Origin of the sequence: Massilia sp. GER05, assembly GCF_052056005.1 — a bacterium.
Lineage (GTDB): Bacteria > Pseudomonadota > Gammaproteobacteria > Burkholderiales > Burkholderiaceae_D > Telluria > Telluria orientalis.
Genome location: NZ_CP178858.1, coordinates 640394 through 654660, shown reverse-complemented (window position 1 = coordinate 654660; position 14267 = coordinate 640394). Strand labels below are relative to the sequence as shown.

Here is a 14267-nt window from a genome sequence, read left to right as displayed (position 1 = left end):
TGGACAGGGGCGTTATCGAAAGCGATTCAGCGGCCCCTAATGCTGAACGATGGTGGCCGACTTGCCGTTGCCATACTGGGTGATGCGCGCATAGCCGTGCTGGCCGTACTGCTCGATGCGGGCCGAGTTCAACGCGCCCTGCTGGTCGATGCCGGCGTGGTTGCCTGCGCCCGCCTGCAGGATGCTGGCCGCGTTCCGCTGGCCGTTCTGCCACACGGAGGCTTCGTTGTCGATGCCCGTTTGCAGCAGGCTGGCGCCGTTGTCGCTGCCCGCTTGCGACACCGCTGCCCGGCTTTGTGCCGGAAGGGATGCCGCGGCAATGACCGTGGGCCGCACATCGAGTTCGGACGGGGCGAGATCGCCCGCGCGGGCGCCCGCGAGGATGCCGCCGGCCAGCAACAGGCCGCAGGCGCCGTGCCGCAGCGCGTTCATGGCGCTCTCCCTGCGGCGGCCAGGTAGCGCCGCAGCACCGGATCGGCCATCCCGGCGTCGTCCTGCAGCGTCCAGTTCCCGGCCCGGATGCCCTGCGCGATCAGGTGCACCACGGCGGCCTCGATCGCCTCGCCCACGCACAGCTGCGTCGGCTCGTTGCGGGTCGTGCCGGCCTCGAATTCCGCCAGGTCCTTCACGTTGACGAACTTGAAGACGCTCGGATGCAGCTCGTACGAATAAATGGTCTTGGTGGTCGACACGCTCTGCAGGATCTGGCCCCCGCGGATATCGACCGTGCGCAGGTTGACCGTCACCTGGTCGACCCGGTACTGGGTGCTCATTCCGATACCGAGGAAGCGCGCGCCCACGCCGCCGGTGCGCACATTGCTCTCGTAGGCGACGACGCCGCCTTCGATCAGGACCGAGGCCGCGAGCAGGGGCGGCATCTGCACGGGCGGCGTCCCCGCCGGCTGCGGCATCTCCAGCGCGCGCACGATCTTGCGTTCGGTGAGCAGGTTCTGCAGGTTCTCGCGTTCCACCGGAATGAACCAGCCCGAGTCCTGCAGCGCCCGGATCAGCATCGACGACGCACCCTGCGTCACTGCGGTGGAGAACGAGCTGTCCGGCGCCGGCTTGTACTGGCCGGTCTGGTCGCGGATGCCGTACACGGCCACCGCGATCTTGCCCTTGGGCGGCGGCAGGGCCAGCAGGTCGCGCGTGACGGCGGTGGCGGGTGTCAGCTGGGCATTGTCCCGCGCCGCCGAGGGCACATGGGCACATCCGCCCAATGCGCACAGTAGTGCCAGTACGGCCAGCAGGGCCGAGGTGCGCGCATTCATTGTCCCACCTCAAACGAGGTGACGGCGCCGGTCGCCTTGTCCGTCGTGGTCACGCGCAACAGGCCGCCGCCCAGGTCGGTCACCGTGATGACGAAGTTTTCGGTCGAAAATGTCCCCGGCACGAGTTTGCCGTCCGACCCCATCAGCTTCGACGTCGCGGCGGACGCGAGCTGGCTCAGCATCATGCGTTCGAGCGTCTGGTTAAACTGCTGGAGGGGCGACTGGTTCAGCGGCGACGATCCGCCGAGGCCAGCCTGGCCATGCTTGTTGGTCGCCGACGCCGCACCGAGCAGGGCCGGACCGTTGGAGGGCGCGCCGCCGAAATTCGGGTTGACCGGCACGTAGACCAGTTCGGACGCGCACGCGGCGGCGCCCCAGAGCGCGAGGCTGCAGGCGACAGGCAGGGACAGTCGGTGGGACATGGCTCACTCCTTCATGCGGGGTCAGAATTCGTCGGGCGCGAGGTCGGCATCGAGGATGAGCGTGCGTTGGCGCTCGGTGTCCAGGACGGCCTGGTAGGCGCTCTCGGCGGCGCTTTCGCCCAGCGCCCTCAGCGCCGTGCGCGTGGGCGGCAGTTGCACCTGGAGCACCCGGCGCGGGCCGTACTCGACCCAGACCAGCGTGCCCCAGCGTGCCGACGGGCGCTCGCGGATGGCGATCGTGTAGCGGTCGCTGCCGGGCTTGTCGAGCCAGGCCGTGATGAAGGAACGGCAGAACTCATGACCCGCCACCGTGATGGGCTGGCTTGTCACGATGCCCCAGCCGTCCGGGTCGGAGTCGCGCCCGCTGGCCTGTCCGGCGATGGCGCAGGTGGCGAGCAGGCATGCGAGGTGGCGGGCAATCCGGATCATCTGCAACCTTCATTGCTCAAAAGTTATAAAATAAGCAATATGGATAAGTGCAGTGTATCGATCGGACGAGCCCGGCCCATGACTACCGTCAGTGATCGGTGATTGCGATTTTTCCGATATGGGCGACGATCCTCGATGCTGAAGCCCTGGCTTGATCAGAGCGGTGGACGCGGCAGATCGACCCATTCCTGGACCGACGCCCGCTCCCATTGTCTCTTCGCGTAGTCGGCAAGCCGCGCCGGCACGGCATCGCCGTTCAGGACGAGGCGATTCAGCATCACCGCGAGATCCACATCCGCGATACACCAGGCATCGAACAGGTGCGCGCGGTCCCGGGACAACAGCGTCTCCGCGACCTTGAACAATTTTTGCGCGGCCTGCTGCGCGACGTCGGACAAAGGCGCATCGGATGGACGATAAAACAACACTTCCGTCGTCCGCTCCTGGCGGATGGGCAGCAGGTCGCTTCTCAACCACGCCTGGATTTGGCGGGCGCGCGCTTTCGCCTCGGGCTCGTCGGGATACAGGGCGGTACCGGAATACACCTCATCGAGGTATTCCGTGATTGCCGAGGACTCGGACAAGCGAAAGTCGCCGTCGACCAGCGTCGGCACGCGCTGTGTCAACGATGTGGCGGCATAGTCCGCCGAGCGGTTCGCACCCGTCCCCAGATCCAGCGTTTGCATATCGAACGGAATGCCTTTTTCCTTGAGCCCGACAAACACGGACATGGCGTAGGGACTGGCATATTGGGCGTCGACGTAGAGAAGCATGAGGGTCCTTCGGCACCGTGGCCACTGTTGTTGGACAGAAAACGATAACACTAGATTATCTTTTTTGCACAGACACGGAACGCCATGCTCCGGATACCGGGTTCGACTCCCGGTGGATGATCAATGCACGAACGCCAGCTTGCCGAAATGCCGCGAACCCGCTGCCAGCTCGGCATAAGCCGCTGCCGTCTCGTCCAGGCCGAACCGCCGGTCGACTACCGGCACGATCCGGTGCGCCGCAATCGCCCGCACGGCCTCGCCCAGGTCCGCCACCGATCCCGTACTGTTGCCCACCACGCGCAAGGCCTTGCCGATGATGGAGAACAGGTTGACCGACGTCGCCGCGCCCGACAGGAAGCCGACCGTGAACACGGTGCCGCCCGTCGCCGCCGCGTGCAGCGAGCGTTCGAACGTGGCGTCGCCGACCGTTTCGACGACGAGGTCGGCGCCGCGCCCTTCAGTGATCGCCAGCACCGCCTTGTCCCAGTCCGGCGTCGCGCGATAGTTCACGAAGTGATCCGCCCCGAGCGCGCGTCCGCGCTCCAGCTTCTCATCGGATGACGACACGAGAATGACCGTCGCCCCGCTCGCCTTGGCGAACTGCAGCGCGAATATGCTGACCCCGCCCGTGCCGAGAATGACGACCGCGGAACCGGGCCGCACGGACGCCGAACGCACCGCGTTCCACGCCGTCGTCGCCGCGATCGGCAGCGTCGCGCCCTGGGCAAAATCGAGGTGTTCCGGCAGCCGCACGGCGCTCTTCGCCGGCACCGCCACGTATTCCGACAGCGACCCGGGCAGCGTGATGCCGCGCATGGCCGCGATCCGTTCCGGCCGCATCGGGCCGTCGAGCCAGTCCGGCATGAAGTGGGGAATGACCCGGTCGCCGATCGCGACATCCGTCACGCCCGCGCCCAGCGCGACGATGTCTCCGGCCCCATCGGCGACAGGCACCATCGGCAAGGTCGCGCCGGGGAAGCTGCCCGTCGCGACGGCGACGTCGATGTAGTTCAGCGCGGCCGCGCGCAGGCGGATGAGGACGTCGCCCGGCCCGGGTTGCGGATCCGGCAAGGAAACGCGGCGGAACGCGGTCAACGACGGTTCGACAAGCTGGATGGCATACATGGCGTTGGCTCCTGTGAAATGAGACGCCCAGTGTGATTGCCAACGGAAAAACGATAAACTCGGCTTTTCTTGCAACATTTCCAACCAGGACTTGCGAATGGATTTGCTGGACAGCATGAAGGTCTACGTGCTCACCGTCGACAAGGGCAGCCTGAGCGCGGCCGCGGACGCGTGCGGCATGTCGGCGACCATGGCCGGCAATCATGTGCGCGCGCTCGAGCAGCGGCTCGGCATGCAGTTGATGCACCGCACGACGCGGCGCCAGCACGTGACGGCATTCGGCGAGGAATACTATGCGCGCTGCAAGGAGATCCTGCGGCTCGTGGCCGAGACGGATGCCCAGGCGCACACGATGCGGCTCGCGCCCGCGGGCACGTTGCGCGTGAGTGCGCCCGTCACGTTCGGCACCGAGGCGCTGGCGCCGGTGCTGTCCGATTACCTGGCACTCTATCCGCAAGTGGATGTCGAACTGGATATTGCCGATCGCTTCGTGGACCTGATGGAAGACGGCTACGAGGCCATCATCCGTGTCGGCCAGTTGCCGCCGGATGCGAACGTCGTCGCCCGGCCACTGGCGCCGTACCGGCTGATGTTGTGCGCGTCGCCCGACTATCTCGCGCGGCGCGGCGTCCCCGCGACCCCGGCCGACCTGGCCAGTCACGACTGCCTCGCGTTCGGCGCGGCCAGTATCAACCAGTGGCGCTTCCAGCACGACCACGACGTCTGCCGGGTGCCCGTCACCGGCCGCGTAAAAATCAACAATGGGCAGGCCTTGCGCACCGCGGCGCTGCACGGGCTCGGGATCGTGCTGCAGCCGACGATCCTGCTCGAGGCGGACGTGCGGGCGGGGCGGCTCGTCCAGCTGTTTCCCGAATACGGGTTGCCGGAGCGGCCGATGCACATCGTCTACCTGCCGGACCGGTATCGCTCGCCCAAACTGCGCAGTTTTATTGATTTCATCGTTGAACGTTTTGGAGCGCCGACCCCATGACCGCACTGCTCATCATCGACATGCAAAAAGGCATGCAGAGCCCGACCCTGCCGCCGCGTAACAACCCGCAGGCCGAAGCCAACATCGCCCGCCTGCTGGCGGCGTGGCGGGAGCGCGGCGAGCCCGTCGTCCTCGTGCGCCACATCAGCCGCGCGGCGACGTCGGTCTTCGCGCCGGGGCAGAGTGGCGCCGAGTTCCAGGAAGCCTTTTCTCCGCTGGCGCACGAGCACGTCGTCGAAAAGAACGTGCCCGACGCCTTTATCAACACGGGACTCGAACGGTGGCTGCACGCGCGCGGCATCCGCGACGTCGTCATCGCCGGCGTGAGCACGAACAATTCGGTCGAGGCGACGGCGCGCACGGCCGGCAATCTCGGTTTCTCGACCGTCGTCGTGGCGGATGCCTGTTTTACCTTCGACAAGACGGATTTCGGCGGGACATTGCGCAGCGCCGAGGACGTCCACCTGATGGCGCTGGCGAACCTGCATGGCGAGTATGCAGAGGTGCGCGCGACCGGCGAGGTCCTGCGTTTGGCCGCTTAGAACTTTGTGACGAATTCTCTATTGGTCGGGAGCAGGTCTTGATCGACCAGCCTGGTCTCGATCGCGTTCGCCTTTTTGATGTGCTCAGGATTTTGCGCGTCGAAGGTTTCCGCTACGGTAATGATGAGGCTGCCTTGCTGGGCTTTACCTTTGTCATCCATGATCTTGATGACGTCAGCCGCTTCCGGAACCTGATGGGCATTGATCGCAAACGGTAGATAGAGCATCCAGCCTGCGCCAGGTCTGTCCGGGAAAACACTATTGTCCGAATAATCCGCTGGACCGACTTGGACAAGCATAGGTTTCCATATGCCGACGATATTACGAGTCAATTTGATAACATTTCGATAATCCTGCAGGGCTCCGACGTTTCGGGTTCGAAAACGCAAACGAGACGGAATCCGACCCGTGTCGTAACTGGTCGTATAGGTTGCGCCCTCGTCACCTTCTTTGCCGTTCCAAACACCTAAGCTTCTCAGATCTGTGGCAAGGTTATCCTTGTCAGCTTTGGCCATTGCAAGTGCTGCCAAGCTTGGGCCGGTGTCTGTGAATGCGCTGTTCAGTAATGCTTGCTCTTGCGTGTCGGCTGGTGGGTACCATTCATCAAGAGGAAAGCCAAGGCTCTGCAAGGTAACGGCAAGTTTCCACAAATCTGTATATTGCGACTCGATTGAAGGGAGGACCGATCCCGTTCTGAAGTTGCAGCTAATTGTAAGGTTATAGCTCATGGCGTGAGGAAGGTGACAATAGGGAGAAAGGACTCTCGAAATTGGTTCGCGAAATAAGCACGGCTCAATGGCTGCATAAAATACCAGTGCAATTCTGAAGGTGGCGATGCGTCGATAACTTTGCTTTGGCGTCCTGCTTCGTCGAGGATTTTTTGCAGTCCAGTGTATTCAAAGAAAAATTTCCGCTCTGTGGCTGACTCAAAGAATTGGTCGTAAAGAGCCTTGGCCTCTAACAGCAAGCATCCCTGTGACTTAAAGCCATCAAAATCGATGCCTTGAAAATTCCATTCTGTGTAGGGCGCGAAACCAGAAATACGGGCCTGATAAGCTCGCGATACCTCGGACATACTCCAGTTGCGCTTGACCAGCAAACCGCCATCCGGCGGACACCTGTCACACCTATCTTTTGTCATGGCCTGTGTCCCAGCCTCCGCAATCGGCGCAGATTTGGCCTTGTCCGCAGATTCGACCTTGTTCTTGGTCACTTCATTGACCGCGACCGCACCGGCACCGGCAACAGCGGCAACACCGAGCGCCCGCAACAGGGCGCCGCCGGCGGCTTCGAGGATGGGAACTGCGAGCGCTGCCATTAATTCTCCCTCAGTCTGGACTTCACCCACGCAATCATGTCGGCGAACCGTTGTTCGACCGGCTGGCCCGGTTTTCTGAGCCAGGCATCGATGGCCGGTTCACGATAAAAATTCGGGGCAAAGGCTTCGTAATAAAGAAACTGGGTAATGGCGCCGCCATCCGTGAAACCCAGCGCGACGGCGTGCGCATACGCGCGTTCGAGGCGGTCCGGCAAACCCCTGTCGCTTGCGAGTTCGGGATGTTCCCTGACGATGTTCTTGCAGACTTGCTTGATGTACTGACGCTTTTCCAGCAGGTCCAGATGCGAGAGCTGTTCTTCGCTCAGTTTAAGCACGAGGCCCTCCCATGCATACTCTGCGGCCATCGTGGATGAAGTGCCATTCGTCGATGAGGTGGACGAACTCGGCGCGCTGCGCGTTGTTCATCGTATGCATCAGGTTGCCCAGCACGCGCGGATCGTAGAACCGCAGCAGTACCTTGCGGCCATCCGGCAGTTGCGCGTCGAGTTTGAGTTGCAGCAGTTGGCTCAGGCCTTCCAGATCGATCGCCGAGATCAGCCACGACACCGATGGCAGCGCTTGCTCAAGGTCGTGCAGCGACTGCAACTGGTCAGGCGCCCTGACGACGTCGATGAGCCACGGGCCGGCGTGAGCGAGAGGCTCATCTTCCGTACCGAGAAAAATAGGACGGTTGATGCCGCGGTGATAAACCAGAACGCTGACCGGTATGCTGTTCATACGGGAAGCCGTCAACCAATGCATAGAGCCATAAGGCAGTGTCAGCGTGTTGAAGGGCCCGGAAGTGCTCGACGATATCCACGCTAGCTTCTCACTACCATGGCCGATCCTGCGGCAGCAGCTTTGGCGAGGCACTCCAGGCAGATGGTCGGCGCCTCCTGTGCAACCAGATGACTGCCCATGTCGGTGTTTGCGCTGGCAGCAGAAGCTGCGCCGTCGGGGCCGGAATGGTTGTCCCACCAGGCCGACGACTGGCCGGCGATCAGCGTCGCACCGCAGGCAGTCTTGTCGCCATGTCGCGCAACGGCCTGCCCGAAACCCGTCAGGTCGTCTGCGCCGGTGGTAATCGCAAACACGCCTTTGCACTTCGGGCATACCGTCAGGTCGCCCACGCGCGCGACGGCTTTGCCGTAGACCTCCCACGTCATGTCACCGCTGATGACGGTGCCGCCGTGACTGGTGCGATCACCCATGCGAGCCAAAGGTTTGCTCATAGATTTCCGCTAAGACAAATGTGAAATCGTTTAACGGTTGAATGGCAAAATGCCAGCCCCATGCGATCAATCCCGCCTGACGCCGGACTTCACCCGCATGAGCACATCCGCAAACCGCTGCTCGACCGGCTGGCCGGGCCTTCTGAGCCAGGCGTCGATCGCGGGCTGGCGATAAAAATTCGGGGCCGTCGCTTCGTAGCGGAGGAAGCGGGCGATGGCATCGAGGTCGGTGAACCCCAGCACCACGGCGTGCGCATACGCGCGCTCGAGGCGGTCCGGCAGGCTGGCGTCGTGGGCCAGTTCCGGGTGGATGTCGATGATGGTCTGGCGGATTTCTGAGAGCAGGCTGTCGGACATGATGGCTCCTCGGTCGACTCGCCATTGTTCCTGTCGCGCTCACGGTATCCGTTGCGTCAACTCAGCTAGTTATCGAATACACTATTCCCGCGACACATTCCCAACCTGAAAGGAGACGGTATGACCATCAAATCGCTCATCGCGCTCGCATGCGCGCTGACCGCAGCCTCCGGCGCCCACGCCGCCGCTCAACTGCAAGCCTCGATGACGCTCGTGGGCCCGGACGGCACCGGCAAACCGATCGGCGCCGTGACGATCGCCGAATCGAAGAGCGGTCTCGTGTTCACGCCGAATCTGACGAACCTGCCGCCCGGGGCGCACGGATTCCACGTGCATGAGATGGCCAGCTGCGGCACGAACGAGAAGGATGGCAAGAAGGTGCCGGCCGGCGCCGCCGGCGGTCACTTCGATCCGGCCGGCGCCAAGCACCATGCCGGCCCGTCCGGCGACGGCCATCTGGGCGATCTGCCGCCGCTCGTCGTCGGGAACAATGGCGGGGCCAGCACGGCCGTGACGGCGCCGCGCCTGACCAAGCTGTCCGAAGTGAAGGGCAAGGCGCTGATGATCCACGCCGGCGGCGACAATTTCTCGGACCAGCCGAAACCGCTGGGCGGCGGGGGCGACCGCATCGCCTGCGGCGTCATCCAGTAAGGGATTACAACCCCAGCGCCGACAAGCCGGGGTGATCGTCCGGCCGCCGACCCAGCGGCCAGTGAAACTTGCGCTCGGATGCCTGGATCGGCATGTCGTTCAGGCACGCATAGCGCCGCCGCATGAGGCCCATCTCGTCGAATTCCCAGTTCTCGTTGCCGAACGTGCGGAACCAGTTGCCGGAATCGTCGTGCCATTCGTAGGCATAGCGCACGGCGATGCGGCTCCCTTCGAAGGCCCACAACTCCTTGATCAGGCGGTAGTCGAGTTCCTTTTTCCACTTGCGGTCCAGGAAGGGGACGATCTGCTCGCGGCCGGTGACGAATTCCGCGCGGTTGCGCCAATAGCTGTCCGGCGTGTAGGCCAGTGCGACTTTTTCCGGGTTGCGGCTGTTCCAGCCATCTTCCGCCAGGCGGACTTTCTGGATGGCCGTTTCGGGCGTGAACGGGGGGAGTGGGGGACGGGGTTCGATCGTGGACATGAAGGCTCCTTGTGTAAATGAGGTAGACAGGTCTGTATCGTAAGCGAAACCAGCCTGATGCGGCCCATCCATCCAGCTAGTTGATGTAGACAGGTCTGTATCATATACTGGAGTCCCGCACTCCGCCCCAACCTGACGACCATGGCCCAGTCTTCCGCCCGCGACCGCATCCTCGATACGGCAAAACGCCTGTTCTACCGCGACGGTTTGCGCGCCACCGGCATCGACCGGATCGTCGCGGAATCCGGCGTGGCGAAGATGTCTTTGTACCGCCATTTCCCGTCGAAAGACGATTTGATCGCCGCGTTCCTCGACTGGCGCCACGACCACTGGACGTCGTGGTTCACGGCCGCCGTCGACGCCCGGCTCGCGCGCGGGGAAGGGCTGACTGCCGTGGCCGACGCGCTGGACGAGTGGTTCGCGCAAGACGACTTCCGCGGCTGCGCCTTCATCAATGCCGTCGCCGAGACGGGCGCGGCGGACGATCCCCGCCACCGCGAGCAGGCCGTGCGCCACAAGCGCGAACTGGAGCGCTATCTCGGCGGCGTGGCTGCACGGCTGGGACTGGCGGCACCGGACCAGGTGGCGGAAGAGGCGCTGCTGTGCGTGGAAGGCATGATCGTGAGGGCGCAGATGGATCCGGGCCCCGGGATCGTCGCCGCGGGCCGGCGCCTGCTCGCGCGGATCGAACGGGGTGCGTAACATTTTCCCATCTCTTTGTTACAATATTTCAATATGTGCACACGTTGGGCTCGCGCCGCCTGCTATGATGGGTAGCTGAGCCGCTCCGGCTTGCCTCCGACTATCCACGATATGCCCTGGCCGTTCGATCTTGCATCCCTCGATGACACATCCGCCCGAAAGCCGGGCGACATGGAATTGCAGATGCGGCGCCACCCGTGGGAGACGACGCCCGTCGGTCCCGTCGCGCACTGGCCCTTCAGCCTGAAATTCGCCGTCCGCACGCTGCTCGATTGCCAGCTGCCGATGTACCTCGCCTGGGGCGACGCGTACACGCAATTCTTCAACGATGCCTATGTGCCGATCCTCGGCGCCAAGAAGGACGGGGCGCTGGGCGGCGACGTCCGTGAGACGTGGCCGGAGATCTGGCCGGTGATCGGCCCGATGTGGGCGGGCGTGCTGCAGGGCGAGCCGGTCGGTTCGAGCGACCTCGCCCTGACCATCAACCGCTACGGCTATTTCGAGACCTGCCACTTCGCCTATTCGTACAGCCCCGTCTGTGGCGACGACGGGAACCCCAAGGGCGTGCTGGTGACCTTCGTCGAGACGACGGAGACGGTGCTGGCCGAACGCCGCCGCGCCTTCCAGCTCGAACTGGCGGACATCCTGCGCCGCGAGACGTCGTCCGGTCCGCTGCTGCGGGCGGCGCTGCGCCAGGTCGGTGCGTACGTCGACGATGCCACCGTGACGTATGCGGAGAGACGGCCGGGCATGGATGCGGCCGTGATCCTGGAACAGTGGGACGGCGGCGCGCGCACGCCGCAGTCCGGCCGCACCGTGCCGCTGGCGGCGCTGGCGCTGGGCGTGCCGGAACGCCTGTGCAAGGGCGAGACCGTGTGGTCGACGGATGGCGCGGCCGGCGACAAGGCGGGCATCGCGGTGCCGCTGATGGACGGCGACCGCCTGGCGGCCGTGCTGGCGCTGCATGCGCCGCTCGACGCGGGCCGCATCGGGGACGAGGTCCGCCTGCTGGAAGACGCCGCGCGCCGCATGTGGGAAGCGCTGCGCCGCATCCGCGCCGAGGAGGCGCTGCGCGAAGAGACGCGCGTGCTGGAACTGATGAAGAGCGCGACCGAGACGCTGGCGTCGACCATCGCCCTCGAGCCGCTGATGCAGGCCATCACGGATGCCGCCACGCAGCTCGTCGGCGCGGAATTCGGCGCGTTCTTCTACAACAACAAGGACGACGACGGCGATGTGTATTCGCTGTACGCATTGTCCGGAGCGCCGCGCGCCGCATTCGAGCGCATCGGCAAGCCCCGTCCCACGCCCATGCTCGTGCCCACGTTCGACGGCAGCGCGCCGATTCGTAGCGACGACATCCGCGACGATCCGCGCTACGGCACCATGCTGCCGCATCGTGGCATGCCGGCCGGGCATCTGCCCGTCGTGAGTTATCTCGCTGCACCCGTCGTGTCGCGCTCGGGCGAAGTGATCGGCGGCCTGTTCTTCGGCCATCCGCAGCCCGCGATGTTCAGCGAACGCAGCGAAGAATTGATCGGCGCCTTCGCCGTGCAGGCCGCGATCGCGATCGACAACGCGCGCCTGTACGACATGGCCCAGCGCGCGGCCGAGGAGCGCGAGCAGCTGCTGTCCAGCGAACGCGCGGCGCGCGCGGAGGCCGAGCGCCACAACAAGATGAAGGACGAGTTCCTCGCGATGCTGGCGCATGAACTGCGCAATCCGCTGGCGCCGATCACGAGCGCGGCCCAGCTCCTGCGCCTGCCCGAAGTGAACGAAGGGTTGCGCCTGAAAGCCAGCAACATCATCTCGCGCCAGGTGCGCCACATGACGGAGCTCGTCGACGACCTGCTGGACGTCTCGCGCGTCACCCGCGGCCTCGTGAAACTGGAGAACGAGATCCTCGACCTGAACAAGGTCGCGATGGCGGCCGTGGAGCAGACGCGCCCGCACATCGAGGAGCGCCAGCATCGCCTCACGGTGGAGCTGCCGGATGCGCCGGTGCCGGTCGAAGGCGACCGCACGCGCCTGATCCAGGTGCTCGTCAACCTGCTCAACAACTCGGCCAAGTACACGCCGCCGGGCGGCCGCATCGCCCTCGTCGTCACCATCGAGGACGGCGCGGCGCGGGCCGCGGTGCGCGACAACGGCACCGGCATCGACGCGCAGCTGCTGCCGCACGTGTTCGACCTGTTCACGCAGGCCGACCGCGCGCCGGACCGCTCGCAGGGCGGCCTCGGGATCGGCCTCGCGCTCGTGAAGAGCATCGTCCGCATGCACAACGGCCAGGTGGCCGCGCACAGCGCCGGACCGCAGCAGGGCACGATCATGACCGTCACCCTGCCGCTCGCGCAGGCCGAGGTGGGGCAGGTCGTGCGGTCGGGCGAGGGCAGCGGGGCGGCGCGGCCGCTCACGGTCACCATCGTCGACGACAACGGCGACGCCGGGCAGTCGCTCGCGGTGCTGCTGCGCGCGCACGGCCACGCGGTGCACGTGCACGAGGATGCGGCCGGCACGCTGGCGCATGCCGATCCCGCCACCGAAGTGTTCATCCTCGACATCGGCCTGCCCGACATGACGGGCTACGAACTGGCGCGCCGCCTGCGCCGCGACGCGCGCCACGCGCAGGCCGTCTACGTCGCGCTGACGGGGTACGGCCAGCAGCGCGACCGCGAGCTGTCGCGCCAGGCGGGCTTCGATCACCACCTCGTCAAGCCGGTCGAAATCGGCAAGCTGGCGCAGATCCTGGCAGGAAAGGCTTCGAACCAGCCGGCCATGGAAGGTTGACATCCGTTGTCATAACGATCAGTATGGGCCGCGCCTGACTTATCCCAACTTCATCCAGCCGACCGTGTCCCGCAAAAAGAACAGCCGTCAATGGGCCCGCCTGCGCATCCTGTGCTACGCGGGACTGGACCTGATGACGATCGTCCAGGATGCCTTCACCCTGGTGCGCGAACTCGTGCCGAATTCCTGCGCCGAGCTGGCGCTGCGCGTCGATCCGGCCGAGGCGTCGCCGCTGGCCGGGAACGACCCCGCGTACGTGTCGGTGCTGCCGCCGCCGAGCGGCTATGCGTACCGCGACCACGCCGGTTTCACGGCGAACGGCACGCCCGCATTGCACACGCTGCAGGTGCCGCTGTCGCATGCCGGCCGCCGGCTGGGCGAGATCACGCTGTGGCGCCACGATGGCCCCGCGTTCGACCGCCACGACGAGGAAGACCTGCAGCGCGTGGCGACGTATTTCGAGCACGTGCTGCGCAACGCGCCCGAACTGGCGGCCGGCAGCGCCGGCGTCGTCGAGGACGAGGCCATGCTGCTGGCCACCGTCGACGGCCAGATCCTGTACCTGAGCGATTCGGCCGGCGCGCTGCTCGACCAGCTGGCGGCGCAGGAACGCCAGGCCTTCAACCGCCGCACGTTGCCCCCGTTCTGCCTGCGCCTCGTGGAATCCGTCGCGCACGGCGACCGCTATCCGTGGCTGCTGCCGCTCGGGACCCTCGCCATGGCCGGCGGCGTGCTGGAGGCGCGCGCGCAGTGGATGAGCGCCGGCGGCGCGGCCGCGCTGCACGCCGAAGACCCGGCGTACATCCGCACGGTCGGCATCTTCATGAAATTCGTCGTGCCGCTGCCGCTGCGCATCTGGCGCGCCATCGGCTCCGTGGAGCTGTCGCCGCAACAGGCCGAGGTGGCGTTCTGGATGGGCGTCGGCGGCGGCCGCGAATCGGCGCGCGCCAACATGGAAGTCAGCGACGCCGTGCTGCGCGATTGCGTGAAGGCCGTCTACGAAAAATTCGGCTGCTCGTCCGAGGCCGGCCTGCTGGAACAGCTGCGTCCCACCGTCGCGCGGATGTGACCCCACCGGTGGGGCTGGGACCCGACGTCCCATCTTCTTATCATGTCGTCAAGCTCGAAGGAGGGGCGCGGCACGGGCCGTGCCCCTTGCCTGCTTTCTCATCACAACATCAATAAA

19 protein-coding genes are annotated in these 14267 nt (G+C 65.2%); 6 read left to right on the top strand and 13 right to left on the bottom strand.

Going from position 1 to position 14267, the window contains the following annotated elements:
- Positions 1-36: 36 nt before the first annotated feature.
- From ACL58G_RS02905 to ACL58G_RS02880, 6 genes are all read right to left on the bottom strand, one after another.
- Positions 37-432 carry a hypothetical protein gene (locus tag ACL58G_RS02905; protein WP_440965080.1) on the bottom strand — a complete coding sequence of 132 codons (396 nt, stop codon included), beginning with the start codon at positions 430-432 and terminating at the stop codon, positions 37-39.
- Complete coding sequence (locus ACL58G_RS02900) at positions 429-1271, bottom strand: CsgG/HfaB family protein (protein ID WP_440965078.1); 843 nt, start codon at positions 1269-1271, stop codon at positions 429-431. Before ACL58G_RS02900 ends, ACL58G_RS02905 begins: the two co-directional genes overlap by 4 nt.
- Entirely contained in the window at positions 1268-1693 is a 426-nt protein-coding gene (locus ACL58G_RS02895) for a curli assembly protein CsgF (protein ID WP_440965076.1), read from the bottom strand. Before ACL58G_RS02895 ends, ACL58G_RS02900 begins: the two co-directional genes overlap by 4 nt.
- 21 nt (positions 1694-1714) lie before the next feature.
- Complete coding sequence (locus ACL58G_RS02890; RefSeq protein WP_440965074.1) at positions 1715-2122, bottom strand: CsgE family curli-type amyloid fiber assembly protein; 408 nt, start codon at positions 2120-2122, stop codon at positions 1715-1717.
- Between the two features lie 155 nt (positions 2123-2277).
- Positions 2278-2895 carry a glutathione transferase gene (yfcF, locus tag ACL58G_RS02885; RefSeq protein WP_440965072.1) on the bottom strand — a complete coding sequence of 206 codons (618 nt, stop codon included), beginning with the start codon at positions 2893-2895 and terminating at the stop codon, positions 2278-2280.
- 120 nt (positions 2896-3015) lie between these two features.
- Positions 3016-4020 (bottom strand): zinc-dependent alcohol dehydrogenase family protein, encoded by a 1005-nt coding sequence (locus ACL58G_RS02880; protein WP_440965070.1) that lies wholly within the window; start codon positions 4018-4020, stop codon positions 3016-3018.
- A 97-nt stretch (positions 4021-4117) separates the two neighbouring features.
- On the opposite strand from ACL58G_RS02880, the gene ACL58G_RS02875 reads away from it, so the two are divergent.
- Positions 4118-5011, top strand: a complete 894-nt coding sequence (locus ACL58G_RS02875; protein ID WP_440965068.1) for a LysR family transcriptional regulator — start codon at positions 4118-4120, stop codon at positions 5009-5011.
- Entirely contained in the window at positions 5008-5553 is a 546-nt protein-coding gene (locus ACL58G_RS02870; protein WP_440965066.1) for a cysteine hydrolase family protein, read from the top strand. Before ACL58G_RS02875 ends, ACL58G_RS02870 begins: the two co-directional genes overlap by 4 nt.
- Here ACL58G_RS02870 and ACL58G_RS02865 read toward each other — a convergent pair.
- The 6 genes from ACL58G_RS02865 to ACL58G_RS02840 form a co-directional block, all read right to left on the bottom strand.
- A complete protein-coding gene (locus tag ACL58G_RS02865) occupies positions 5550-6281 on the bottom strand; it encodes an Imm52 family immunity protein (RefSeq protein ID WP_440965064.1) in 732 nt (243 codons plus the stop codon). The genes ACL58G_RS02870 and ACL58G_RS02865 overlap by 4 nt on opposite strands.
- Positions 6278-6871 carry a restriction endonuclease fold toxin 5 domain-containing protein gene (locus ACL58G_RS02860; RefSeq protein ID WP_440965063.1) on the bottom strand — a complete coding sequence of 198 codons (594 nt, stop codon included), beginning with the start codon at positions 6869-6871 and terminating at the stop codon, positions 6278-6280. Before ACL58G_RS02860 ends, ACL58G_RS02865 begins: the two co-directional genes overlap by 4 nt.
- Positions 6871-7206, bottom strand: coding sequence for a hypothetical protein (locus ACL58G_RS02855; protein ID WP_413340453.1), 336 nt, complete (start codon positions 7204-7206; stop codon positions 6871-6873). The genes ACL58G_RS02860 and ACL58G_RS02855 overlap by 1 nt, the downstream gene beginning before the upstream one ends.
- On the bottom strand, positions 7199-7609 hold the full coding sequence (locus ACL58G_RS02850; RefSeq protein ID WP_440965061.1) for a DUF4123 domain-containing protein: 411 nt from the start codon (positions 7607-7609) through the stop codon (positions 7199-7201). The genes ACL58G_RS02855 and ACL58G_RS02850 overlap by 8 nt, the downstream gene beginning before the upstream one ends.
- 83 nt (positions 7610-7692) lie before the next feature.
- Positions 7693-8103 (bottom strand): PAAR domain-containing protein, encoded by a 411-nt coding sequence (locus tag ACL58G_RS02845; RefSeq protein ID WP_440965059.1) that lies wholly within the window; start codon positions 8101-8103, stop codon positions 7693-7695.
- Between the two features lie 66 nt (positions 8104-8169).
- Positions 8170-8460: a hypothetical protein gene (locus ACL58G_RS02840; protein WP_440965058.1), complete on the bottom strand. Its 291-nt coding sequence runs from the start codon at positions 8458-8460 to the stop codon at positions 8170-8172.
- 120 nt (positions 8461-8580) lie between these two features.
- On the opposite strand from ACL58G_RS02840, the gene sodC reads away from it, so the two are divergent.
- Positions 8581-9111 carry a superoxide dismutase [Cu-Zn] SodC gene (gene sodC, locus ACL58G_RS02835; RefSeq protein WP_413386039.1) on the top strand — a complete coding sequence of 177 codons (531 nt, stop codon included), beginning with the start codon at positions 8581-8583 and terminating at the stop codon, positions 9109-9111.
- Positions 9112-9115: 4 nt separating this feature from the next.
- Here the strand turns inward: sodC and ACL58G_RS02830 are convergent, their stop codons facing one another.
- Positions 9116-9592, bottom strand: coding sequence for a nuclear transport factor 2 family protein (locus tag ACL58G_RS02830; protein ID WP_440965056.1), 477 nt, complete (start codon positions 9590-9592; stop codon positions 9116-9118).
- 141 nt (positions 9593-9733) lie between these two features.
- Here ACL58G_RS02830 and ACL58G_RS02825 point away from each other — a divergent pair, with 141 nt between their 5' ends.
- From ACL58G_RS02825 to ACL58G_RS02815, 3 genes are all read left to right on the top strand, one after another.
- On the top strand, positions 9734-10294 hold the full coding sequence (locus tag ACL58G_RS02825; protein ID WP_440965054.1) for a TetR/AcrR family transcriptional regulator: 561 nt from the start codon (positions 9734-9736) through the stop codon (positions 10292-10294).
- Between the two features lie 171 nt (positions 10295-10465).
- Positions 10466-13081 (top strand): ATP-binding protein, encoded by a 2616-nt coding sequence (locus tag ACL58G_RS02820; protein ID WP_440965052.1) that lies wholly within the window; start codon positions 10466-10468, stop codon positions 13079-13081.
- 64 nt (positions 13082-13145) lie between these two features.
- Positions 13146-14150 (top strand): hypothetical protein, encoded by a 1005-nt coding sequence (locus tag ACL58G_RS02815; RefSeq protein ID WP_440965051.1) that lies wholly within the window; start codon positions 13146-13148, stop codon positions 14148-14150.
- Positions 14151-14267: the final 117 nt, after the last annotated feature.